Origin of the sequence: Paraburkholderia sediminicola (assembly GCF_046027355.1) — a bacterium.
GTDB classification, from domain to species: Bacteria; Pseudomonadota; Gammaproteobacteria; order Burkholderiales; family Burkholderiaceae; genus Paraburkholderia; species Paraburkholderia sediminicola_B.
This window is the reverse complement of sequence record NZ_JAQQEK010000006.1, coordinates 55,991-77,793: the sequence shown is the minus strand read 5'-3', so window position 1 is coordinate 77,793 and position 21,803 is coordinate 55,991. Positions and strand designations below refer to the sequence as shown.

The 21,803-nt window shown below is 63.2% G+C and carries 20 protein-coding genes; 3 read left to right on the top strand and 17 right to left on the bottom strand.

The genetic code is table 11. From position 1 onward, the window contains the following. Positions 1-171: 171 nt before the first annotated feature. Positions 172-909, bottom strand: coding sequence for a hypothetical protein (locus PQR42_RS12470; protein ID WP_408384560.1), 738 nt, complete (start codon positions 907-909; stop codon positions 172-174). A 6-nt stretch (positions 910-915) separates the two neighbouring features. Further along, the gene (gene guaB / locus PQR42_RS12465; RefSeq protein ID WP_408203939.1) at positions 916-2,376 is read right to left on the bottom strand and encodes an IMP dehydrogenase; all 1,461 of its coding nucleotides are present in this window, start codon (positions 2,374-2,376) and stop codon (positions 916-918) included. 361 nt (positions 2,377-2,737) lie between these two features. Between guaB and PQR42_RS12460 the strand changes: the two genes are divergently transcribed. Then, the gene (locus tag PQR42_RS12460; RefSeq protein ID WP_408384562.1) at positions 2,738-3,715 is read left to right on the top strand and encodes a DMT family transporter; all 978 of its coding nucleotides are present in this window, start codon (positions 2,738-2,740) and stop codon (positions 3,713-3,715) included. Positions 3,716-3,732: 17 nt separating this feature from the next. Here PQR42_RS12460 and PQR42_RS12455 read toward each other — a convergent pair whose 3' ends face one another. Both PQR42_RS12455 and PQR42_RS12450 read right to left on the bottom strand, forming a co-directional pair. Further along, positions 3,733-4,065, bottom strand: a complete 333-nt coding sequence (locus tag PQR42_RS12455; RefSeq protein WP_408203935.1) for an RnfH family protein — start codon at positions 4,063-4,065, stop codon at positions 3,733-3,735. Continuing rightward, positions 4,062-4,499, bottom strand: a complete 438-nt coding sequence (locus PQR42_RS12450; protein WP_012433427.1) for a type II toxin-antitoxin system RatA family toxin — start codon at positions 4,497-4,499, stop codon at positions 4,062-4,064. Before PQR42_RS12450 ends, PQR42_RS12455 begins: the two co-directional genes overlap by 4 nt. A gap of 100 nt (positions 4,500-4,599) precedes the next feature. Between PQR42_RS12450 and smpB the strand changes: the two genes are divergently transcribed. After that, entirely contained in the window at positions 4,600-5,046 is a 447-nt protein-coding gene (gene smpB, locus PQR42_RS12445) for an SsrA-binding protein SmpB (protein ID WP_042323149.1), read from the top strand. 258 nt (positions 5,047-5,304) lie between these two features. Here the strand turns inward: smpB and PQR42_RS12440 are convergent, their stop codons facing one another. The 3 genes from PQR42_RS12440 to ppsA all read right to left on the bottom strand — a co-directional run bounded on the left by PQR42_RS12440 (position 5,305) and on the right by ppsA (position 9,327). Next, positions 5,305-6,237, bottom strand: a complete 933-nt coding sequence (locus PQR42_RS12440) for an SPFH domain-containing protein (protein ID WP_168794362.1) — start codon at positions 6,235-6,237, stop codon at positions 5,305-5,307. A gap of 61 nt (positions 6,238-6,298) precedes the next feature. Then, positions 6,299-6,754 (bottom strand): NfeD family protein, encoded by a 456-nt coding sequence (locus PQR42_RS12435; protein WP_408203932.1) that lies wholly within the window; start codon positions 6,752-6,754, stop codon positions 6,299-6,301. A gap of 167 nt (positions 6,755-6,921) precedes the next feature. Further along, a complete protein-coding gene (gene ppsA, locus PQR42_RS12430) occupies positions 6,922-9,327 on the bottom strand; it encodes a phosphoenolpyruvate synthase (RefSeq protein WP_408384564.1) in 2,406 nt (801 codons plus the stop codon). Positions 9,328-9,846: 519 nt separating this feature from the next. Here ppsA and ppsR point away from each other — a divergent pair. Beyond that, positions 9,847-10,662, top strand: a complete 816-nt coding sequence (ppsR, locus tag PQR42_RS12425) for a posphoenolpyruvate synthetase regulatory kinase/phosphorylase PpsR (protein WP_012433432.1) — start codon at positions 9,847-9,849, stop codon at positions 10,660-10,662. Positions 10,663-10,737: 75 nt separating this feature from the next. Here ppsR and PQR42_RS12420 read toward each other — a convergent pair whose 3' ends face one another. The 10 genes from PQR42_RS12420 to PQR42_RS12375 all read right to left on the bottom strand — a co-directional run bounded on the left by PQR42_RS12420 (position 10,738) and on the right by PQR42_RS12375 (position 21,803). After that, on the bottom strand, positions 10,738-11,523 hold the full coding sequence (locus tag PQR42_RS12420) for a TrmH family RNA methyltransferase (protein ID WP_408384633.1): 786 nt from the start codon (positions 11,521-11,523) through the stop codon (positions 10,738-10,740). Positions 11,524-11,594: 71 nt separating this feature from the next. Then, the gene (gene rnhB / locus PQR42_RS12415) at positions 11,595-12,338 is read right to left on the bottom strand and encodes a ribonuclease HII (protein WP_408384566.1); all 744 of its coding nucleotides are present in this window, start codon (positions 12,336-12,338) and stop codon (positions 11,595-11,597) included. Next, positions 12,335-13,504 carry a lipid-A-disaccharide synthase gene (lpxB, locus tag PQR42_RS12410; protein WP_408384568.1) on the bottom strand — a complete coding sequence of 390 codons (1,170 nt, stop codon included), beginning with the start codon at positions 13,502-13,504 and terminating at the stop codon, positions 12,335-12,337. The genes rnhB and lpxB overlap by 4 nt, the downstream gene beginning before the upstream one ends. Positions 13,505-13,507: 3 nt before the next feature. After that, positions 13,508-14,296 (bottom strand): acyl-ACP--UDP-N-acetylglucosamine O-acyltransferase, encoded by a 789-nt coding sequence (lpxA, locus tag PQR42_RS12405; protein WP_408203924.1) that lies wholly within the window; start codon positions 14,294-14,296, stop codon positions 13,508-13,510. Positions 14,297-14,405: 109 nt separating this feature from the next. Then, positions 14,406-14,870: a 3-hydroxyacyl-ACP dehydratase FabZ gene (gene fabZ / locus PQR42_RS12400; RefSeq protein ID WP_006048683.1), complete on the bottom strand. Its 465-nt coding sequence runs from the start codon at positions 14,868-14,870 to the stop codon at positions 14,406-14,408. 208 nt (positions 14,871-15,078) lie between these two features. After that, positions 15,079-16,191, bottom strand: coding sequence for a UDP-3-O-(3-hydroxymyristoyl)glucosamine N-acyltransferase (gene lpxD / locus PQR42_RS12395; protein WP_408384570.1), 1,113 nt, complete (start codon positions 16,189-16,191; stop codon positions 15,079-15,081). A 73-nt stretch (positions 16,192-16,264) separates the two neighbouring features. Further along, on the bottom strand, positions 16,265-16,786 hold the full coding sequence (locus PQR42_RS12390) for an OmpH/Skp family outer membrane protein (protein WP_181916899.1): 522 nt from the start codon (positions 16,784-16,786) through the stop codon (positions 16,265-16,267). 47 nt (positions 16,787-16,833) lie between these two features. Beyond that, positions 16,834-19,137 (bottom strand): outer membrane protein assembly factor BamA, encoded by a 2,304-nt coding sequence (bamA, locus tag PQR42_RS12385; RefSeq protein WP_408203920.1) that lies wholly within the window; start codon positions 19,135-19,137, stop codon positions 16,834-16,836. A gap of 67 nt (positions 19,138-19,204) precedes the next feature. After that, the gene (gene rseP / locus PQR42_RS12380; protein WP_408203918.1) at positions 19,205-20,590 is read right to left on the bottom strand and encodes an RIP metalloprotease RseP; all 1,386 of its coding nucleotides are present in this window, start codon (positions 20,588-20,590) and stop codon (positions 19,205-19,207) included. A 7-nt stretch (positions 20,591-20,597) separates the two neighbouring features. After that, positions 20,598-21,803, bottom strand: a complete 1,206-nt coding sequence (locus tag PQR42_RS12375; protein WP_408384572.1) for a 1-deoxy-D-xylulose-5-phosphate reductoisomerase — start codon at positions 21,801-21,803, stop codon at positions 20,598-20,600.

Here is a 21,803-nt window from a genome sequence, read left to right as displayed (position 1 = left end):
GGAATGCCGCGCGCGGGGCGCGGCGTTGAATTCAAAGCGGTCCACGTGGGGACGATCGAGCATGAAACGTAACGATGCAGCGGGTTGGCGCGGGCCGCGCCGCAAGCGGTTGCCCGCGGCGCACGCAAACCAGATCCGAATGTTTCGGCGGACGGCGTGGCGCGCAACGCGTCAGCCATGAAACGGCGGCCGGGGCGCGCCAGGCGCGTCGGCGGCGCCGTTGCGGGCTTCGTCTCGCGCGGCGGCGGCTTCTGCCCGCGCTGCGCGTTCGGACGGCGTCAGACTGGCTTCGTCGACCACCGGGTGAAGCGGCGCCCCTGCAACAGGACTAACGGAACTGACAGGCCGCGTAACCGGCACGACGGGCTCGACGACCGGCTCGGCGTGATAGACCGGAAAGCCCGCTGTGACACGGCCCGGCTCGCGCCGATTGGCCGCGTCTTTCGCGGCGTCTTTGGCAGCCTGCTTTTCGGCGCGCTCGGCAGCGGCGGCTTCAGCGAGCCGCACTCTTTCTCGCCGCCGCACCGCGCCCGACAAACGCACGCCGCCCAGACCGATCACCAGCAGCACGACACCAGTGAGCACCGCGACGATCTGACCGAACCCGGTCAGCGCCGGCGTATGCAGACCGAGCAGCCAGATCAGCATCAGCACGCCGGTCAGCCAGTTCACATGGCCGACCACCTTGGCGACGGTGGACGTGAGCGCGCCATCGACCGACGCATGAAAGGCCAGCCACGCCAGCCCGATCAGCGCCACGCCAAACCCCTGGCCGACCAGAGCCGGCTGGGTTTGCACCAGAAGCAGCGCGTTGTACAACGAAGTCCACGGCGTCAGCAGGAACAGCAGGCCGAACGCAAGCAACAGCAAGGCATCGAGGATGAGTACAGCGCGCAGCAATGGCTTCATTGGCGTTTAGTCCACGTGGTAGTTGGGCGCTTCCTTGGTGATTTGCACGTCATGCACATGCGACTCGCGCAAGCCCGCGCCCGTGATCTGCACGAACTCAGCCTTGTCGTTCATCTCGGCGATGGTGCGGCAGCCGCAGTAGCCCATGCTGGCGCGCACGCCGCCGATCAGCTGGAACAGGATTGCGTTGACCGAGCCCTTGTAGGCGACGCGGCCTTCGATACCTTCCGGCACCAGCTTGTCGATGTTCGCGGAGTTGTCCTGGAAGTAGCGGTCCGCGGCGCCGTCCTTCATCGCGCCGACCGAGCCCATGCCACGGTAAGACTTGTACTGGCGGCCCTGATACAGGAACACGTCGCCCGGCGATTCTTCAGTGCCGGCGAACATGCTGCCCATCATCACGGCATTCGCGCCGGCTGCCAGCGCCTTGCTGACGTCGCCCGAGAAGCGCACGCCGCCGTCGGCGATCACCGGAACTCCCGTGCCCTTCAGCGCTTCGGACACGTTGGAGATCGCGGTGACTTGCGGCACGCCCACGCCGGCGACGATCCGCGTCGTGCAGATCGAGCCCGGTCCGATACCGACCTTCACGCCGTCCGCGCCGTATTCGACAAGCGCCTTGGCGGCCGCCGCGGTGGCGATGTTGCCGCCGATCACTTCGACGTGCGGGAAGTTCTGCTTGACCCACTTGACGCGCTCGAGCACGCCCTGGCTGTGGCCGTGCGCGGTATCGACGACGATCACGTCGACGCCCGCCTGCACCAGCAGTTCGACGCGCTCTTCGTTATCCGCGCCGACGCCGACCGCCGCGCCCGCGCGCAGCTTGCCGTGTTCGTCTTTACATGCGTCCGGGTGTTCGGTCTGCTTGGTGATGTCCTTGACAGTCATCAGGCCGCGCAGTTCGAATGCGTCGTTGATGACCAGCACGCGCTCGAGGCGATGGCTGTGCATCAGCGCCTTGGCCTCGGCGAGCGGCGTGCCTTCCTTGACGGTGACGAGGCGCTCGCGCGGCGTCATGATGTTGCGCACCGGCTCATCCAGACGCTCTTCGAAGCGCAGATCGCGGTTCGTGACGATACCGATCAGTTGCGCGCCTTCGACGACCGGGAAGCCCGAAATGCCATGCTGCTGCGACAGCGCGATCACGTCGCGCACCTTCATCTGCGGCGGCACCGTGATCGGATCACGCACGACGCCCGATTCGAAGCGCTTGACCTTGGCCACTTCACGCGCCTGTTCGGCTGCGGTGAGATTCTTGTGGATGATGCCGACGCCACCCATTTGCGCCATCGCAATGGCGAGGCGTGCTTCGGTGACAGTGTCCATCGCGGCGGACACAAGCGGCATATTCAGGGAGATGTTGCGGGTCAGCCGGGTCTTGAGGCTGGTGTCGCGCGGCAGAACATCGGAGAAAGCCGGGACGAGGAGCACGTCATCGAACGTGAGTGCTGTTTGGATCAGACGCATGGCAAATCCTATAGGCGCAAAAGCGAATTATACGCGATACCTCCCTGGTTTTCACTGCACGAACAGCAGCTTAGCGAATTTCGGGCGGTTTTTTTCGCGCCATCGGGCCCCTGGATTTCGCTTGGCTGTTCACCTCGGGTTCGATCGGGTTTCGTTTGCGCGTTCGGGCGCAGCGGGGCGTCGGCGGGCTCGAATGCGCTTGTTCGCGTCGGCGCGCGGTTAGCGCAGGCCGAGCCCGCGCGGCTATGAAAACGCGTGCTCAAACCACACAAAATCCACCGGAATGCAGAATCGAACAAGACGCCCGGCCCGCCAACCGGCTATTCTGCCGACCATTCCAGTAATTTTGCAGGGGCAGTCGATGCAGCGCGGTGTGGCATATGGAGTAATGGCCGGGGCCTTATGGGGCATGGTTTTTCTGGTGCCGCGCGTGCTGCCGGACTTTTCGCCGCTGCTTCTGAGCGCCGGCCGCTATACGATGTACGGCATCGTCTCGCTGGCGGCCGCGCTGCCGATGGGGCGCTCGCTCGTCAAACGCCTGACCCGCGAGGATCTCGGCGCGCTGGTGAAACTGGCTTTGGCCGGCAACCTCCTCTATTACCTCCTGTTGACGGCGGCCGTGCACCTGATCGGCATCGCGCCGGCGTCGCTGATCGTCGGCGTGCTGCCCGTCACGGTGACGCTGCTGGGCCGGCGCGATCACGGCGCGGTGCCCCTCGCCCGCCTCGCCTGGCCGCTGACGATGGTGATGGCGGGCATCGTCTGCATCAACGTCGATGTGTTTACAGTGGCGGACAGCACGCCGGTCAGCGTCGTCACCAAGCTGATCGGACTGGCCTGCGCGGTCGGTGCGTTGGGATGCTGGACGTGGTTCGCCGTCGAAAACGCCCGCTATCTGCAGCGTCAGACGCATTTCAGCGGCAATGAGTGGTCGGTTCTGTGGGGCGTCGTGACGGGCGCGCTCGGCGCGGCGCTGTGGCTCGTGATCGCCGTGCTGCCGGCGGGCGGCCCGCAGGGCGAGCTGGCCGACGGGCGCTGGCACACCTTCTGGATGCTCAATCTTGGGCTCGCGATCGGCGCATCGTGGCTCGGCAACGGGCTGTGGAATGCCGCATCGAAACGGCTGCCGCTGACGCTCTCCGGCCAGATGATCGTGTTCGAGACGCTTTTCGCGCTGCTTTACGCGTTCATTTATGACCAGCGACTGCCGCGCCCGCTGGAACTGGCGGCGATTCTGCTGCTGGTGGCCGGGGTGTGCTGGTCGGTGCGCCAGCATGCGGACGACGATACGTCCGGAGTTGCGCGGATCAAGGACAAAGCGCAGGTGTCGGCGCCTTGAGGCGGGGCCAAATCCGCCTACCGCGAATCCTTATTCTGCCAGCGACGCCCTTCTATCGAACCCGCCTTGCGGGTTTTCTCGACGCGCCGCTGACGCGACACCTTGGGATCGACCAGCAGCGGCCGGTAAATCTCCACCCGATCATGGTCGGCCAGCACCGCGTCGAGCGGCTTGAGCTTGCCGAACACGCCCACTTTCTGTGTGTCCAGATCGATCTGCGGGAACCGCCGCAAGATGCCGCTCGCGTCCAGCGCCTGCTGCAGCGTGGCGCCTTCGGGCAGCTCCACGGCAATCAACGCCTGCTCGCCGGCCGACGCGTAGCAGACTTCAATCGACAAGCGCGCGCTCATGCCTTACCGTAGCGCTGGTCAGCACGCTTCACGAACGACTCGACGAAGGTATTGGCGATGTGATTGAACACCGGCCCAATGATCTTCTCGAGGATGATGTTGGTGAATTCGTAGTGCAGCGCGAATTCGATCTTGCAGGCGTCGGCGCGCAATGGCGTAAAACGCCAGAAGCCGGTGAACTTGCGAAACGGGCCGTCCGCGAACTCCATATCGATGCGCGTGGGCCGCTCCATGCTGTTACGCGTGGCGAAGTGCTGCTTGATGCCCTTGAAGTTGATATCGATCTTCGCCTCCATGCCGGTTTCGTCCCGGCGGCGGATTTCGACTCCCCCGCACCAAGGCAGGAAGTTGGGGTAATCGGCGACGTCGGTGACGAGGTCGAACATCTGTTCCGCCGAATGGCGGATCAACACGGTTTTCTGGACATCTGCCATAAATTGAACAGCGCGTGGCAAGGGTGGACGAGCGCAGCGGGCTTTCCTTGCCCCGCTTTGCTAAAATCGTGATTTTAAACGAGTTGGGCACTTTCCATTCATGAGCATCATCGACAACAGAAAAGCCTTCTACGACTACTCGGTCGAAGAACGCTATGAAGCAGGGCTCGTGCTCGAAGGATGGGAGGTCAAGGCGCTGCGCGCCGGGCGCGGCCAGATCAAGGAAGGTTACGTCGTTATCAAGAATAACGAACTGTTCCTGATCGGCACGCACATCAGCCCGCTGCCCGAAGCCTCGACCCATATCAATCCCGACCCGGTGCGCACGCGCAAGCTGCTGTTGCATAGCGAAGAGATCAGCAAACTGATCGGCAAGGTCGAGCAGCGCGGCTATACGCTCGTGCCGCTGAACTTCCACTACAAGGGCGGCCGCGTCAAATGCGAGATCGGTCTTGCCAAGGGTAAGAAGCAGCACGACAAGCGCGAGACCGAGAAGAAGCGCGATTGGGAACGTGAGAAGGCGCGTTTGATGCGCTCGCCGAGTTGATCGGCGGATTCGTCTGATTTGGCGATGGCCGGTGTGCGGATATGCCGCGCTTCGGTTGCCGCTGACGCGCCGCAAGCGGCCAGCAAGCGGCGCGCAACCAGACCCCCGCAAGCGCTCAAATGAAAATGGCCCGCACTGTCCGCGGGCCATTTCTTTTTTCAGCAGGCAAAAGCGCAGTCGGCGCAACCGGCGCGTTCAGCGGATTCAGGCCAGTCAGGACAGCCGGCGCATTCAGCGCCGTCGCAGCACTCAGCGCTTTCACCGCACCTCGGTCGCGCCCTTCCCTTTGTTCACGATAGTCAGCGCCGAAGCGATCATCGAACTCATGTCCGCGAGGTTGCCCGGCACGATCAGCGTGGTGCCCTGCTTCGCCAGATTGCCGAACGCGTTCACGTATTGTTCGGCCACCTTGAGGTTCACCGCTTCCATCCCGCCGTTCGACTGAATCGCCGCCGCGATCTTCTGAATCGCCTGCGAGTTGGCCTCAGCCACGGCCAGAATCGCCGACGCCTGACCTTGCGCCTGATTGATCGCCGCCTGCCGCTCGCCCTCGGACTTCTGAATCGCCGCCTCTCGGCCGCCGGACGCGATATTGATCTGCTCCTGCTTGCGCCCTTCCGACGCGGCAATCAGCGCGCGCTTTTCCCGCTCAGCGGTAATCTGCGCCTGCATGGCGTGGAGGATTTCCTTGGGCGGCGTCAGATCCTTGATCTCGTAGCGCAGCACCTTCACACCCCAGTTCGTCGCAGCTTGATCGAGCGACGACACGATGCTGTGGTTAATGAAGTCGCGCTCCTCGAAAGTCTTGTCGAGTTCGAGCTTGCCGATCACCGAGCGCAGCGTGGTTTGCGACAACTGCGTGATCGCGAACACGAAGTTGCTCGACCCGTACGACGCCTTCATGGGATCGGTGACCTGAAAGTACAGCACGCCGTCCACCTGCAATTGCGTGTTGTCGCGCGTGATACAGACCTGACTCGGCACCTCGAGCGGAATTTCCTTGAGGATGTGCTTATAAGCGATCCGGTCGACGAACGGAAACGCGAAGCTCAAGCCCGGTGTCAGCGTACGGTGATAGCGCCCGAGCCGCTCCAGCACCCACGCATGCTGCTGCGGCACGATCTTGATGATCTGCGCCGCCAATACGATCACGATGATCAGAAGCACCGCCCCGACGATGGTCGAATCCATTACTACCCTCCGGTCCGTAGTTCGAATAGTTGTGTGTGATACGGATGTGACGCCCGAACGCTCAGGCCGTGGTGGCTCGAGTGTTTGAATGACGAGCCGCCACCACGACGAGGCAGCTGCCGCGCAATTCCGTGATTTCATAGAGCGGCGCGTCTTCCGGTTCGCCCGCGGCCAGTTCGATATCCCATGCCGCGCCGCGATAGTTGGCGCGCGCCCGGCGCTCGTGCCACGCCGGCACGATGAGCGTTTGACCAATGTCGAGATTGACGTCCGGGTTGCGCGACGCCTCCTTGCGCGTTCTGCGGCCAAACCGCGAACGCCTGAGCAGCAGGACCGCCGCCAGCGCCACCACGGCCGCGACCGCGAACTGCACGTCGGCTGCGGCGCCCGCGAGGTGCGCAATGGCCGCCGCCACGCAGCCCAACGCGATCATCAGCAGATAGAAGGTGCCGCTGAGCAACTCCAGCACGACCAGCACACCCGCCCCGATCCACCAGAACAATCCACCTGGCGCCACGTCGACCTCCACAAAGCAAAACACCCCGGATCTACCGGGGTGTTTATAGCACGAAGCGAGCGCATTTCAACGGGCGATGCAGCACGGTTTCACGTGCATTCGACGCGCGCTTGACATGCCGCATCGCCCGTTATGCATGCCGCTTAAGACGCGGCATGCCGTTCGCTTTACTTCGCCGCCGACTTCGCCAGTTGCTGCCACGTCTCGATGATCGTATCCGGGTTCAGCGAGATCGACTTGATGCCTTCATCGGTCAGCCATTGCGCAAAGTCCGGATGATCCGACGGGCCCTGGCCGCAGATACCGACGTACTTGTCCAGTCGCAGACACGTGTCGATCGCCCGCTTCAACAGGAACTTGACCGCCGGATCGCGTTCGTCGAAATCCACCGCCAGCAGTTCCATGCCGGAGTCGCGGTCGAGGCCGAGCGTGAGCTGCGTCAGGTCGTTCGAGCCGATCGAGAAACCGTCGAAGAATTGCAGGAATTCCTCGGCCAGAATCGCGTTCGACGGCACTTCGCACATCATGATCAGGCGCAGGCCATTCTCGCCGCGCTTCAGGCCGTACTTCGCCAGCAGCCCGACCACGCGCTCCGCCTGCTTCAGTGTGCGCACGAACGGCACCATGATCTCGACGTTGTCGAGGCCCATCTCTTCACGCACCTTCTTCAGCGCGATGCATTCCATCTGAAACGCTTCGGCGAAGTCGTCGGCGATGTAGCGCGACGCGCCACGGAAACCCAGCATGGGGTTTTCTTCGTCCGGCTCGTAGCGCGAACCGCCGATCAGCTTCTTGTACTCGTTCGACTTGAAGTCCGACAGACGCACGATCACCGGCTTCGGATAGAACGCCGCCGCGATCGTGGCGATACCTTCGGTCAGCTTGTCGACGTAGAACGCGCGCGGCGATGCGTGACCACGTGCGACGCTTTCCACGGCCTTCTTCAGGTCCTGATCGATGTTCGGGTACTCGAGAATCGCCTTCGGGTGAACGCCGATGTTGTTGTTGATGATGAACTCGAGCCGCGCCAGACCCACGCCTGCGTTCGGCAGTTGCGAGAAGTCGAAGGCCAGTTGCGGGTTGCCGACGTTCATCATGATCTTCACCGAAATCGGCGGCAGTTCGCCGCGCTGCACTTCGGTGATTTCGGTTTCGAGCAGGCCGTCGTAGATCTTGCCTTCGTCGCCTTCCGCGCACGACACCGTGACCAGCGCGCCTTCCTTCAGCACGTCGGTCGCGTCGCCGCAGCCGACCACTGCCGGCACGCCCAGTTCACGCGCGATGATCGCCGCGTGGCAGGTACGCCCGCCGCGGTTCGTGACGATCGCCGAGGCGCGCTTCATGACCGGTTCCCAGTTCGGGTCGGTCATGTCGGCGACCAGCACGTCGCCCGGCTGCACACGGTCCATTTCCGACGGATCGTGAATCACGCGCACCGGACCCGCGCCGATCTTCTGACCGATTGCGCGGCCGGTGGCCAGCACGTTCGATTGACCCTTCAGCTTGAAACGCTGCTCGGCCTTGCCCGCCGCCTGGCTCTTCACCGTTTCCGGACGCGCCTGCAGAATGAAGATCTTGCCGTCGCGGCCGTCCTTGCCCCACTCGATGTCCATCGGACGCTCGTAGTGCTTTTCGATGATGACGGCGTATTTGGCCAGCTCGATCACGTCTTCGTCGGTGATCGAGAAGCGGTTGCGCTGCTCGTGCGCAACGTCGACGGTCTTCACGCGGCCTTCTTCGCCCGCCTTGGTGAATTCCATCTTGATCAGCTTCGAGCCGATCGAGCGGCGGATGATCGGGTACTTGCCTTGCGCGAGCGTGGTCTTGTAGACGTAGAACTCGTCCGGATTCACCGCACCTTGCACCACGGTTTCGCCGAGGCCATAGCTCGACGTGATGAAGACGGCGTCCTTGAAGCCCGATTCCGTGTCCAGCGTGAACATCACGCCGGCCGCGCCGACGTCCGAGCGCACCATGCGCTGCACGCCCGCCGACAACGCGACTTCAGCGTGAGTGAAGCCCTTGTGGACGCGATAGGAGATAGCGCGGTCGTTGTACAGCGACGCGAACACGTGCTTCATGCGATCGAGCACGTCTTCGACGCCGACCACGTTGAGGTAGCTTTCCTGCTGACCCGCGAACGATGCGTCGGGCAAGTCTTCCGCCGTTGCCGACGAACGCACGGCGAACGACAGTTCTTCAGGCGAGCTGTTTTGCAGGGTGTCGAAGCCCGCGCGGATATCCGCCTCGAGTTGCGACTGGAACGGCGCCTCGACGATCCATTGACGGATCTCCTTGCCCGCTTCGGCGAGCGACTTCACGTCGTCGACGTCGAGCGTCTCGAGACGTTTGGCGATGCGTTCGGTCAGGTCGTTGTGATGCAGGAAGTCACGGAAAGCCAGCGCCGTGGTGGCGAAACCGGTCGGCACGCGCACGCCGGCTTCGGCGAGCTGACTGATCATCTCGCCAAGCGACGCGTTCTTGCCACCGACGATTTCCACGTCGGTCATCCGCAACTGCTCAAACGGAACTACATACGCCTTATCCTTTGCGACGGTAACTGCGTTAGTCATACAAGCCCCTAAGTGTGAAAGAAATTCACGGCTGTGCAAGTGGGCTCGAACGCGAGACGCCCATTGGAAGCGTGACCTCGCGTCTTGCACAACCTGTTGGAGAAGCAATCGCTGCAAATTGCCCGAAGCGCCGGATGCGCGACGAAGAAGGCGAATGGACGAATTTACCGATCAATCCACCACGTTCGCCACAAGTTACTGGCCAAAAGCGCGGCGTTGACCGACCGTTCACGGTGAGTTAGACGCCGATCGCCTGCAATTGCTTATCCAACAGGTTGCCGCTATTCTACCGTGCCGACTTTGAAAATGTGACAGTCGGACGAGAATTGCGCCTCGAATCGCGCCCCGGACCGGCCAGCGGGCTTTTGCGAGGCCCCGCCGCCGTCCGGGCGCAGTTGCGGTGCCCACGGCGCGCTGGTCGAGCGCCGCTGCAGTCTCCGGTTAGCCACCGGGCAGCGTCGTCGACATAGCGATGTTTCTTTCGAGCGCTTTTTTCCGCTCACGTTCCCAGCCCCACTGATGCCGCCCACCGTATTCATCGTCTCCGACGGTACCGGGATCACTGCCGAAACCTTCGCGCATTCGATCCTCTCCCAGTTCGACCAGAAATTCCGCCTGGTTCGCGTGCCCTTCGTCGACTCGACGGAAAAGGCCTACGCCACGCTAGAAAAGATCAACGAAGCGATCGTGCAGGACGGCCGCCGTCCGATCGTCTTCACGACGCTGGTGGACAGCGCGTCGAATCAGATCGTCAAAGGCTCGAATGCACTCGTGCTGGACATGTTTCAGACCTTCGTCGAGCCGCTCGAACAGGAACTGGAACTGAAGTCGAGCCACGCGATGGGCCGCGGCCACCAGAACGCGGACACGGAGGAGTACAAGAACCGGATCGAGGCGATCAACTTCTCGCTTGCCCACGACGACGGTCAATCGAACCGCAATCTGGCCGACGCCGATGTGATTCTGGTCGGCGTGTCGCGCAGCGGCAAGACGCCGACGAGCCTCTATCTGGCCATGCAGTATGGCGTGAAAGCGGCCAACTATCCGCTGATTCCGGAAGATTTCGAGCGCGGCAAATTGCCTACGCCGCTACTGGCGCATCGGCAGAAGATGTTTGGTTTGTCGATCGATCCGCAGCGGCTTTCGGAGATTCGCAACGAGCGGCGGCCCGGCAGCAAGTACGCCGCGCCGGAGAATTGCCGTTATGAGATCAACGAAGCCGAAGCGATGATGCGGCGTGAAGGGATCAAGTGGTTGTCGTCGACGCACAAGTCGATCGAAGAGATCGCGACGACGATCCTGCAGGAAATCAAGCTGGACCGGCCTTCTTATTGAGCTCGCGCGTGAGGCTTGAGGTGAGCCCGGCGGCCTAAAGCAGAGACACGCGCGGCAACGCGCGTGTCTTTCACGTCAACTGCGCCCGCGCTGCTGGCGGCACTGTTCGAACATGCACACGGCCGCCGCGGCCGCCACGTTTAACGACTCCATGCCGCCCGGCTGGGGAATCGTCACCCGCAACGAGACCGCGTCGCGCCAGATCTGCGAAACGCCCGCCCCTTCGTTGCCGAATACCCACGCGAGCGGTCCGCTCAGATCGCAATCGTAGATCGCCTCGGCGCCGTGCGAATCCGTGATCACGATCGGCACCGCGAGACGCTCGATCAACGCCTGCGCTTCCACATCCTCGTGAATCTGCAGCAGGAAGTGCGCGCCCATGCCCGAACGCAAGACTTTCGACGACCACGCGTACGCCGTACCCGGCGCGCAGAACACCTGCTGAATGCCTGCGGCGGCCGCGCTGCGCAGAATCGAGCCGACGTTGCCGGCGTCCTGCACGCCGTCGAGCACGAGGCAGGTTTGCGCGACCCTGTCGGGCAGCGGCGTATCGAGCTTCTCGACCAGCAGCAGAATGCCCACACCATGCACGACATTCGACAGCTGCCCGAACAACGCGTCCGGCAGCGTCACGAGACGATGATCCTCGATGCGCGAGACGATCGCTTGCGCTTCATCGTGGCGCAGCGCGCCGTCAGTGACGATGCACATTTCCGGTTGCCCGGCGACGTCGAGATACGCGCTCGCGAGATGAAATCCTTCGAGCAGCGCGTGGCCGCTCTTGCGCTGTTGATGCGTCGAGCCGGCCAATGCCTTCAGGCGCTTGTAGAGCGGATTGTCCCGCGAGGTGATGGCTTTCACAGGCAGCGAAGACAGTGAGAATGAGGAAAGGGTGGGTGACACGCGGCGCTCACGGAGCGCTCGTGTAACGTTCAGAAGGCGTTGCGTTCGCCAAAAGCGTCGTCGTCGAATATCACTTCGGACACGACGATCACTTCACCCGCCGGCAGCGGCACACCCGTGCCCAGGCGCAGATGCGCTTCACGCACCGGCGCGAACGAGCGCCGATGATGCTCGCAAGGCCCATGTTCGCGCAGCGCCGCGAGATGCTGCGGCGTGCCGTAACCGGCATGCGCGTTGAAGCCGTAGACGGGATACGTCTGATGCAATTCGAGCAGCATCCGGTCACGCGTGACCTTGGCCAGAATCGACGCCGCCGAGATGCTTTTGACGAGCGCGTCGCCACCGATCACGGCTTCGCTGCGCACGCTCAGCGTCGGACAGCGATTGCCGTCGATTTTCACGAGCGTCGGTACGACGGACAGGCCTTCCACGGCGCGTTTCATGGCCAGCATGGTGGCGTGCAGGATATTCAGCGAATCGATTTCTTCGACGGTCGCCGAAGCGATGCAGTAAGCCAGCGCCCGGTCGACGATCTTGTCGTACAGTTCGTCGCGCTTTTTCGCGGTCAACACTTTGGAGTCGTCGAGGCCGCGAATCATCGGCTTGGACGGGTCGAAAATCACCGCCGCGGCCACGACCGGGCCAGCCAACGGTCCGCGCCCTGCTTCGTCGACGCCGCAGACGATGTCGTCCGGCGTCTCGAAGTTCAGGCCGACCTGTTGCGCCGCCGCTCCCGCAACGGTTTTACGGCGAGGTGCGCGTGCGGTGGTCACGGCCGCGCCTTCCGCTTTTCGATGACGCTCGCCACGACTTCCGCCGCGCGCTGCGCGGTATTCTGCTTCAGCACGTGATGCATCTCCGTGAAGATTTCCGTCAGCGTGCGCCGGTTGGTCTCGTCGCGCAACTGTTTCAGCGTGGCTTCCGCCAGCGCCTGCGGCGTGGCGAAGTGCTGCAGGATCTCCGGCACCACGAAGCGTCCCGCCAGGATGTTCGGCAGGCCGACATACGGCAGATAGCCCTGGCGGCGCATGATCTGGCCGGTCAGCCAAGGCACCTTGTACGAGATCACCATCGGCTTTTTCAGCAGCGCCGCTTCGAGCGTCACGGTGCCGCTCTTCACGAGGATTGCGTCCGCCGCGGTCATGGCGAGCTGCGCCTGACCGTCGGTGATCGTCAGCGCGAGACCGGGGTGCGAATCGACCAACGGCCGCAGCATCTCGCGCAAAGCCGGCGTGGCTGCCGGCATCACGAACTGCAGACTCGGCTCCTGGTGCTGCATCATTTCCATCGCGGCGAAGAACGTCGGGCCGATCAGGTCGATCTCCGAGCGCCGGCTGCCCGGCAGCACCGCGATGATCGGGCCGTCTTCCGCGAGACCCAGCGTCCGGCGCGCGCCGAGCGTGTCCGGTACGAGCGGAATTTCGTCGGCGAGCGGATGGCCCACGTACGATGCCGCGACGCCCGCCTTCTCCAGCAGCGCCGTCTCGAACGGGAATACGCACAGCATGTGGTCGACCGCCTTGGCGATCTTCTTGATGCGGCCGCCGCGCCACGCCCAGATGGACGGGCACACGAAGTGAACGGTCGGAATCCCCGCGTCGCGGAGCGGATGCTCGAGCCCGAAGTTGAAATCGGGCGCATCCACGCCGACGAACACCGACGGCGGCTCGGCCAGCAACTGCCGCTTCAGCTCGTTGCGAATGCCGAGGATGCCGGGAATGTGCTTTAGTGCCTCGACATAGCCGCGCACCGACAGCTTTTCCATCGGAAAGTGGGCGTCGAAGCCCGTGGCGATCATGCGTGGGCCGCCGATCCCATAGTACTGGGTGCCGGCAGGCAGACGGCTCGCGAGGCCGTCGAGCAGCGAGGCCGCCAGCAGGTCGCCGGACGGCTCGCCGGCCACCATCGCGACGCGCAATGGACTGGGTTGCAATGCCATCGGTTAGCGGATGATGCCGCGTTGCGACGCTTCGACGAACGCGAGCAGCGTCTGCACCGGCGCATCGCCATCGCCACCCGCGGACGCGAGTTCGCGCAACTGCACCTTCGCGTCTTCAAGCGACAGTCCGTTCTTGTACAGCACGCGATACGCCGCGCGCAGCGCCGAGATCGCGTCCGGCGAGAAACCGCGGCGGCGCAGGCCTTCGACGTTGATGCCGTGTGGCTCGGCCTTGTTGCCGGCGGCGATCACGAACGGCGGAATGTCCTGCACCAGCGCCGATGCGCCGCCCAGCATGGAATGCGCGCCGATGCGCACGAACTGATGCACGCCCGACATGCCGCCGACGATCGCGTGGTCGCCGATCGTGACGTGCCCGGCCATCTGTGCGTTGCTCGACAGAATGACGTTGTTGCCGACGTGGCAATCGTGCCCGATATGCACGTAGGCCATGATCCAGTTGTCGTCGCCGAGTGTGGTGACGCCCGCGTCCTGCACCGTGCCGGTGTGGATCGTGGTGAACTCGCGGATCGTGTTGCGGTTGCCGATCACGAGCCGGGTCGGCTCGTCCTTGTACTTCATGTCCTGCGGACGGCCGCCAACCGATGCGTAGTGGCCGATCCGGTTGTCTTCGCCGAGCGTGGTGTAACCTTCGATCACGCTGTGCGAACCGACCGTGGTCCGCGCACCGATCGTCACATGCGCGCCGATCACGGCATACGGTCCGACTTCGACGGATTCGTCGAGTTGTGCGCCCGGTTCGATGATCGCAGTGGGATGAATCCTGCTCATGCGTCCTCGCTTCTGATTCTGTTGCGTTGTCTGGATGGGCATCTGGCGGGAGGCCGGCACGCACATGACGCCGTCGGCCGCCCGGACGCTGATTTAAGCGCCAAGCGCGTTAAGCGTCCTTGTCCGTGTGCCGCACCGCGCACATCAGGTCGGCTTCCGCCGCGACCACGCCATCCACTTCGGCGCGCGCCTTGAACTTCCAGATGCCGCGCATGTGACGCTCGAACGTGCAGTTCAGGATCAGCTGATCGCCCGGTTCCACCACGCGCTTGAAGCGCGCGTTGTCGATGCCGACGAACAGATACAGCGTGTTCGACGGGTCGCTCGGCTCTTCCGAAAACGTCAGCAGGGCCGCCGTTTGCGCGAGCGCTTCGAGAATCAACACGCCCGGCATCACCGGACGGGTCGGGAAATGACCCTGGAAATACGGTTCGTTGATCGACACGTTCTTCAACGCTTTGATGCTCTTGTGCGGCTCGAGTTCGAGCACCCGGTCGACCAGCAGGATCGGGTAACGATGTGGCAGCAGCGTGAGAATCTTATGAATGTCGAGATTGATTTTTTCGGTGCTCATGGTGTTTCTGCTCACGCATTGACTGCGCGGTGATGACTGCGGATGCTGGTGCAGGTGGGTTGGTAACGCGTGCTGCCGGCGCTCGCCGTGACCCGGCGGCCGCGCCACCCGGTCACGGCAACCGACTTTGCTTCCTGATGCTTGCCCGCCATTTTACGCGGAGCCGGCAGGTTGCCCGGCGATTTGCTTAGCCAGTTGCCTTGATGCTTCAGACTTTATCGCCTGCGGCCTTGCTTGCCGCGTTGGCCGCCGGGCTGTCTTGCTTCTCAGCCGCGCCGTTTTCAAGCGCCTTGATACGATCGCGGAGTTTGTCGATATTGCGCAGCAACGCCGCGCTCTTGTTCCAGTCTGCATGGTTCACGGCCGGGAAGGCACTGGTGTACATACCAGGCTTCAACAGCGACTTCGAGACGCCCGACTTCGCCGTGACGATCACATAGTCGGCCAGCGTGACGTGCCCGGCAATCCCGACGGCGCCGCCGATCATGCAATGGCGCCCGATCGTCGTGCTGCCCGCGATGCCCGCGCAGCCGGCGATCACCGTATAAGCGCCGACCTTGCAGTTGTGGCCGATCTGCACGAGGTTGTCGATCTTCACGCACTCTTCGATGATCGTGTCGGCCATTGCGCCACGGTCGATGGTGGTGTTCGCGCCGATTTCGACGTCGGCCGCGATCGACACGCCGCCCACCTGCGGAATCTTCACCCAGCTGCCGGTACGCGCCTCACCCTCGCCGACGAAATCCGGCGCGAAGCCGAAACCGTCCGAGCCGATTACCGCGCCCGCGTGCACGATCACGCGCTCGCCGAGCTTGCAACCGTGGTACACCGCGACATTGGGATAAAGATGCGAGCCCGCGCCGATGCGCGTGCCACGGCCGATCACGACATTGGCGTCGAGCCGCACGTTCTCGCCGATCACCGCACCCGCTTCCACCGTGACGTGCGGGCCGATCACCGCGCTCGCGGCGATCTGCGCCGACGGGTCGATGGTCGCGCTCGGATGCACGCCGGGCGCCGCCTTGGGTGCTGCGAGGTCGATGAAGGTTTGCGCGACACGCGCGAAGTAAGCGTACGGATTCGGCGTGACGATGAAGTTACGATTCTCGCGCGAAGCGAGCTTGGCGAGGTCGTCGGCGTTGATCAACACCGCGCCCGCACGGGTCGTTTCGACCTGCGACAGGTACTTCGGATTGGCGAGGAACGCCAGCTGGTCCGGGCCTGCCTGGTCGAGCGGCGCGAGACTGCCGACGCGCTGCGAACCGTCTCCGACTATTTCACCGCCGAACCGTTGGACGATGTCCTCAAGCGTAAATGCCATGCCTATCCTGTCTCCTAGTATTCGGTCCGAGTTGTCGGATCTGCTGCCGGGCCATCCAGTCCGGCGGCCACGGTCAGTTACCCGACGCCGCCAGCGCCTTGAGCACCTGATCGGTGATGTCGATGCGTGGACTCACATACACCGCTTCCTGAACGATCAGATCGTAATGCTGCGCCTCGGCGATCTGCTTGATCACCTTGTTGGCGCGGTCGAGCACCGCCGCCAGTTCTTCGTTGCGGCGCTGGTTCAGATCTTCACGAAACTCGCGTTGCTTGCGCTGGAAGTCCGTGTCCAGTTGCGACAGATCACGCTGCTTCTGCGCGCGATCGGCGGGCGACATGGACGCGCCGTTCTTGTCGAGTGAATCGGACATCGACTTCAGCTTCTGCGCCATGTCGGCAAGGTCCTTGTCACGCTTGGCGAACTCGGCCTCGAGCTTGACCTGGGCAGCCTTCGCGGCAGCGGATTCGCGCAGGATACGGTCGGAGTTCACCGCCGCGATCCTGGCCTCCTGCCCATGCGCTACCCCGACACCCAAGGTCATCGCTAGCGCCAGCGCGCACGCCACACGTTTCGAAAACATACCGGTTAGCAAAGTCATCCTCTCGATACTGTAGTTTGGCCGGGCCGCCTGCAGCCCGATCAGAATGCCGTCCCGATCTGGAACTGGAACTTCTGATACTGGTCGCCGTCGTGCTTGACCAGCGGGAAGCCCAGGCTAAGCTTGAGCGGGCCGATCGGCGAGATCCACGCGAGACCGACACCGTAGCCGTAACGCAGGCCGTTGGCGCCGATGCTGTTGCCTTCCGTGCCCCAGACGTTACCGGCGTCGAGGAACGTGAAGACGCGCAGCGTGCGGTCGTAGCCCGTGCCCGGCAGCGGGAACGTCAACTCGATGTTACCCACCAGCAGCTTCGAGCCGCCGATCGGGTCGTTCGTCTTGGCGTCGCGCGGACCCAGCGAGCTCGGCTCGTAGCCCCGCACCGAGCCGATACCGCCCGCATAGTAGTTCTTGAAAATCGGATAAGGCTTGCCGCCGAGGCCGTTACCGTAACCGCCCTGGAAGTTGAAGCCCAGCACGAACCCTCGCGCAAACGAGTAATAGTACTGCGCGTTGATGTCGGCCTTGTAGTACTGGGTGCCGCCGATCGGCGTGCCGTACTCGGCGTTCGCCTGCGTGAAGTAACCACGGCTCGGCACCAGTGCGCTGTCACGCGCGTCGCGCGACCAGCCCACGGTGATCGGCACGTTGTTCGACACACGGCCGAATTCGTTCACGTAGTCGATGTAGCTCTGCGGCGTGTTCGCGTCGACGTCCAGCTGGTTCTGCTCGAGGCCGGCGCCGAAGTACACCGTGTCGACTTCCGAGAACGGAATACCGAACTTCAGGTCGCCACCGACCGTGACGATCTTGAAGCTCGAATCCGTCGAGTAGTACAGCGGCTGGTACGTACGGTAATAGACGTCGGTAATGCGCTTGATGCCGTCGACCGTGAAGTACGGGTCGACCTGCGTGACCGTCAGCGTACGGTACGTCTTCGCGGTATTCACGTTCACCGCGAGACTCGTACCCGAACCGAACACGTTGTCCTGCGACACGCCTGCCGAGAGCACCACCTTGTCGGTCGACGAGAAGCCCGCACCCAGCGTGATCGCGCCGGTCGGCTTTTCGGCCACCTTGACGTCGACATCGACCTGGTCCGGCGTGCCTTCGACAGGCACCGTGGTCACGTCCACATCCGTGAAGTAGCCGAGACGGTTGATCCGGTCTTTCGACAGCGCGAGGCGGTTCGAATCGAACCACGAGCTTTCGAGCTGGCGCATTTCACGGCGCACCACTTCGTCACGCGTACGCGTGTTGCCGACCACGTTGATGCGGCGCACGTAGACGCGACGGCTCGGGTCCACCTGCAGCGTCAGGTCGACCTTGTGGTTGGCCTGATCGATCTGCGGCTGCGCGTTGACGGTGGCGAACGCATAGCCGTACTCGCCCAGCTTGTCGACGATAGCCTTGGTGGTGGCTTGCAGCTTTTCAGCCGAGAAGCGGTCGCCCGGTTTGATCTTGATGAGCTTGGCCAGCTCCGGCTCGCGATCGAGCAGATTGCCCGCCAGCTTGATATTCGAAATCGTGTACGGCTCGCCTTCGTGCAGCGTGACCGTCAGATACATGTCCTTCTTGTCCGGCGTGATCGACACCTGGGTCGACTCGATGTTGAACTCGAGATAGCCGCGATTCAGGTAATACGAGCGGACGTTTTCGAGGTCGCCGGTGAGCTTGTCTTTCGCGTACAGGTCGTTCTTCGTGTACCACGAGAACCAGTTCGGCGTGGACAGCTGCATTTCGTCGCGCAGCGTGCCCGTGCTGAACGCCTTGTTGCCGATGAAGTTGATCTGGCGGATCTTCGCGCTCGGACCTTCGGCCACCGAGAACAGCACCGACACGCGGTTGCGGTCGATCGGCGTGATCGTGGTGGTGACTTCAGCGGCGTAGTAGCCGCGCGTCAGATACTGACGCTTCAGTTCCTGCTCGGCCTTGTCGACGAGCGCCTTGTCGTAGTAACGGCCTTGCGACAAGCCAACGGCGCGCAGCGCCTTGGTCAGGTTTTCCTTGTCGAACTCATGAATGCCCGCGAAGTCGATCGTGCCGATGGCCGGACGCTCCAGCACCTGCACGATGACGACGTTGCCTTCGGTCGCGATCTTGACGTCGTTGAAGAAACCCGTGGCATACAGGGCGCGAATGGCCTCCGATGCCTTGTCGTCGCTGAAGGTGTCGCCTTGCTTGATGGGCAGGTAGGCGAACACGGTACCAGGTTCGACGCGTTGCAATCCCTCGATCCGGATGTCTTGCACCACGAAGGGCGTCGTTGCGTGAGCAACCAGCCCATGCGCGGCGAATGCCGCGGCTATAACCGTCTTTGGAACAAAGCGATGAGGTTTAAACAACGTGCTTCCCCAGTGTGTATAGCTGCATCAGGTCGGGCGGTCGCCATCGTGAACGCCGCCGAACACTTTAAAAATGGATTAAACGAGCCAGATCGTTGAACAGCGCGATCGCCGACAATGCGACGATGCAGGCGAGACCCGCCCTCTGAAAAACGAGTTGCCAGCGATCGGAGACAACTTTACCGGTCACAGCTTCAACCAAATAATATAACAGATGACCCCCGTCCAATACCGGAATTGGTAACAGGTTCAGTACACCAAGGCTAATACTGACAAGGGCCAGGAACGACAGGAATGCAGAAGGACCTAGACGTGCGCTCTTTCCTGCGTAATCGGCGATCGTCACCGGACCGGAAAGATTTTTCAGCGACGCTTCGCCGACCACCATCCTGCCGAACATGCGCACCGAGTACACCGCGAGATCCCACGTGCGGCGCGCACCCAACTGCAGGCTTTCAATCGGACCGTAATGCACGTCGATCGACGGCACTTGCGTGGCCAGTTCCGCGCCGATGCGGCCGATCTGCTGACCTGTCGTTTCATCACGCTGTGCCTGCGGCACGATGCTCACATCTTCGAGCTTGCCCGCCGCCTTGCCGCCACGCTCGACCTGCAGCGTCACCGCTTTGCCGGCGTGCGATTTTACATAAGCGATGAAGGCCGTGGCGTTGTCGGTCGGAATGCCGTCGACGGCACGCAGACGATCGCCCGCAACCAGCCCGGCCTTTTGCGCCGCGCTACCCGGCTGCACACCCGCGACCGTCAGCTTGCCACCACCCGGCTCGAAACCGAGATGCGACATGAAGTCGTCGTCGACGTCCTTCTCGCTGAGGCCGCGCAGATCGAGCTGGAAATCCGACGTGCCGTGCGCATCTTTCGCGCTCAGCACGACGCGCTTGTGATCGAATGCCGCACCCAACAACTTCCAGCGCAGGTCCGACCAGGAGCGCACCGGCTCGGACTCGCCGGCGTTCTCGGCACGCACGGCCACGATCGTTTCGCCGCCGTCGAAACCGGCAACGGCCGCGGGCGTATTCGGCGCCGGCGCCGCGACCACCGCCGCCGGCTCCGTCACGCCGGTGGCGAAGACGAGCGCGAACAACACGATGGCCAGCAGGAAGTTCGCGACCGGACCGGCCGCGACAATCGCAAAACGACGCCACACGGACTGCCGGTTGAACGCATGCGGCAATGCTTCAGCGGGGATCGGCTCAGCGCCGGTCTCGCGCTCGTCGAGCATCTTCACGTAGCCGCCCAGCGGCAGCGCGGCAATGGTCCACTCGGTGCCCGTCTTCGGACTCACCCACTGGAACAGCGGCTTGCCGAAGCCGATCGAAAAACGCAGCACCTTGACGCCGCACAGGCGCGCCACGCTGTAATGCCCGTATTCGTGGACGACCACGAGTACGCCAATCGCGACCGCGAAGGCGAGCAGTTCGATCAGCAGGTTCATGTGCGCCTCACTGGACGGCGCGTTCCGTGCGACGAGCGCCGTCGGGCAGACGCGCGATGAATTCGGCAGCGGCGCGACGCGCGGCGGCATCCGCTTCGATCACGTCTTCGAGCGCGTGCGCGCTGCGGTTCGGCAACGCGTTGAGTACCGCGTCGACCACCTGGGCAATCGCCATGAAACCGATCTGGCGCGCGAGGAACGCTTCAACCGCGATTTCGTTCGCGGCGTTCAGTGCCGCGCTTGCCACACCACCCTCGGCCAGCGCTTTCACTGCCAGTGCGAGACACGGAAAGCGCGTGTAATCCGGCTTTTCAAACGAGAGCGAAGCGACCTGCAGCAGATCGAGTTGCGCCACGCCCGAATCGACGCGATCCGGAAACGCCAGCGCATGTGCGATCGGCGTACGCATGTCGGGATTGCCGAGCTGCGCGAGCACCGAGCCGTCTGCGTACGACACCATTGAGTGAATCACGCTCTGCGGATGAATCAGCACCTCGATGCGCTCGCCCGGCAGACCGAACAGCCAATGCGCCTCGATCACTTCGAGGCCTTTGTTCATCATCGTGGCCGAGTCGACCGAAATCTTGCGGCCCATCACCCAGTTCGGATGCTTACAGGCTTCTTCCGGCGTGACGTCGACGAGCGTGGCCGGTTCGCGCGTGCGGAACGGGCCGCCCGACGCGGTCAGGATGATCTTGGAGACGCCGCCGTGCAGCGCGGCTTCGCGCGGCAGGCATTGGAAAATCGCGTTGTGTTCGCTGTCGACAGGCAGCAGCACGGCGCCGTTGTCGCGCACCGCGTCCATGAAGATCGCGCCGGACATGACCAGCGCTTCCTTGTTGGCGAGCAGGATGCGTTTGCCGGCGCGCGCGGCGGCGAGACTCGGCGCAAGGCCGGCCGCGCCGACGATCGCCGCCACCACCGTATCGCAGCCGTCGCTCTTCGACACGTCGACGAGCGCCTGCGGCCCATACGTGACCTCGGTCTTGCAACCCGCTGCGCGCAGTTTCGCCGCGACGCTCGCGGCCGTGTCGGCGTCGCCGACTACCGCGACTTCGGGCTGAAAGCGCAAGCATTGCTCGACGAGCTTGTCGCCGTTGCGATGCGCGCTCAGCGCATAAACCGAAAAACGCTCGGGATGACGCGCGACGACGTCGAGCGTGCTGTCTCCAATCGAGCCCGTGGAACCGAGCAATGTCAGACGTTTTTGCAT

Coding starts and splice junctions, on each gene's coding strand:
- PQR42_RS12470 (WP_408384560.1), bottom strand. CDS start 909: ATGAAGCCATTGCTGCGCGCTGTACTCATCCTCGATGCCTTGCTGTTG.
- guaB (WP_408203939.1), bottom strand. CDS start 2,376: ATGCGTCTGATCCAAACAGCACTCACGTTCGATGACGTGCTCCTCGTC.
- PQR42_RS12460 (WP_408384562.1), top strand. CDS start 2,738: ATGCAGCGCGGTGTGGCATATGGAGTAATGGCCGGGGCCTTATGGGGC.
- PQR42_RS12455 (WP_408203935.1), bottom strand. CDS start 4,065: ATGAGCGCGCGCTTGTCGATTGAAGTCTGCTACGCGTCGGCCGGCGAG.
- PQR42_RS12450 (WP_012433427.1), bottom strand. CDS start 4,499: ATGGCAGATGTCCAGAAAACCGTGTTGATCCGCCATTCGGCGGAACAG.
- smpB (WP_042323149.1), top strand. CDS start 4,600: ATGAGCATCATCGACAACAGAAAAGCCTTCTACGACTACTCGGTCGAA.
- PQR42_RS12440 (WP_168794362.1), bottom strand. CDS start 6,237: ATGGATTCGACCATCGTCGGGGCGGTGCTTCTGATCATCGTGATCGTA.
- ppsA (WP_408384564.1), bottom strand. CDS start 9,327: ATGACTAACGCAGTTACCGTCGCAAAGGATAAGGCGTATGTAGTTCCG.
- ppsR (WP_012433432.1), top strand. CDS start 9,847: ATGCCGCCCACCGTATTCATCGTCTCCGACGGTACCGGGATCACTGCC.
- lpxB (WP_408384568.1), bottom strand. CDS start 13,504: ATGGCATTGCAACCCAGTCCATTGCGCGTCGCGATGGTGGCCGGCGAG.
- lpxA (WP_408203924.1), bottom strand. CDS start 14,296: ATGAGCAGGATTCATCCCACTGCGATCATCGAACCGGGCGCACAACTC.
- fabZ (WP_006048683.1), bottom strand. CDS start 14,870: ATGAGCACCGAAAAAATCAATCTCGACATTCATAAGATTCTCACGCTG.
- lpxD (WP_408384570.1), bottom strand. CDS start 16,191: ATGGCATTTACGCTTGAGGACATCGTCCAACGGTTCGGCGGTGAAATA.
- rseP (WP_408203918.1), bottom strand. CDS start 20,590: ATGAACCTGCTGATCGAACTGCTCGCCTTCGCGGTCGCGATTGGCGTA.
- PQR42_RS12375 (WP_408384572.1), bottom strand. CDS start 21,803: ATGCAAAAACGTCTGACATTGCTCGGTTCCACGGGCTCGATTGGAGAC.